We start from the raw sequence: 1,343 nt of genomic DNA, 5'->3' as shown, positions 1-1,343 counted from the left end.
TTGGTTAAGTCCTCGATCGATTAGTATTCGTCAGCTGCACGCGTCGCCGCGCTTCCACCTCGAACCTATCTACCTCATCGTCTTTGAGGGATCTTACTTGCTTGCGCAATGGGAAATCTCATCTTGAGGGGGGCTTCGTGCTTAGATGCTTTCAGCACTTATCCCGGCCACACATAGCTACCCAGCGATGCCCCTGGCGGAACAACTGGTACACCAGCGGTGTGTCCATCCCGGTCCTCTCGTACTAAGGACAGCTCCTCTCAAATTTCCTGCGCCCGCGACGGATAGGGACCGAACTGTCTCACGACGTTCTGAACCCAGCTCGCGTACCGCTTTAATGGGCGAACAGCCCAACCCTTGGGACCGACTACAGCCCCAGGATGCGATGAGCCGACATCGAGGTGCCAAACCTCCCCGTCGATGTGGACTCTTGGGGGAGATAAGCCTGTTATCCCCGGGGTAGCTTTTATCCGTTGAGCGATGGCCCTTCCATGCGGAACCACCGGATCACTAAGCCCGTCTTTCGACCCTGCTCGACCTGTACGTCTCGCAGTCAAGCTCCCTTGTGCCTTTACACTCTGCGAATGATTTCCAACCATTCTGAGGGAACCTTTGGGCGCCTCCGTTACTCTTTAGGAGGCGACCGCCCCAGTCAAACTGCCCGCCTGACACTGTCTCCCGCCCCGATCAGGGGCGTGGGTTAGAAGTTCAATACAACCAGGGTAGTATCCCACCGACGCCTCCCCCGAAGCTGGCGCTCCGGGTTCTCTGGCTCCTACCTATCCTGTACAAGTTGCACCAAAATTCAATATCAGGCTACAGTAAAGCTCCACGGGGTCTTTCCGTCCTGTCGCGGGTAACCTGCATCTTCACAGGTACTATAATTTCACCGAGTCTCTCGTTGAGACAGTGCCCAGATCGTTACGCCTTTCGTGCGGGTCGGAACTTACCCGACAAGGAATTTCGCTACCTTAGGACCGTTATAGTTACGGCCGCCGTTTACTGGGGCTTCAGTTCGCACCTTCGCTTGCGCTAAGCACTCCCCTTAACCTTCCAGCACCGGGCAGGCGTCAGCCCCTATACGTCACCTTACGGTTTTGCAGAGACCTGTGTTTTTGCTAAACAGTCGCCTGGGCCTATTCACTGCGGCTCTCTCGGGCTGTTCACCCTACCAGAGCACCCCTTCTCCCGAAGTTACGGGGTCATTTTGCCGAGTTCCTTAACGAGAGTTCACTCGCTCACCTTAGAATTCTCTTCTCGCCTACCTGTGTCGGTTTGCGGTACGGGCACCTCCCGCCTCGCTAGAGGCTTTTCTTGGCAGTGTGAAATCAGGGACTCCGGGG

Annotated in this window: 1 rRNA gene; it reads right to left on the bottom strand. The window is 56.1% G+C overall.

What is annotated here, in order from left to right:
* Window positions 1–1,343 (bottom strand): 23S ribosomal RNA (locus ACRRQV_RS18020); the annotation flags it as partial.

This window comes from Planococcus sp. YIM B11945, assembly GCF_050864155.1.
Lineage (GTDB): Bacteria > Bacillota > Bacilli > Bacillales_A > Planococcaceae > Planococcus.
Note: the sequence above shows the minus strand (reverse complement) of the source record. Positions and strands in the feature narration are given on the sequence as shown.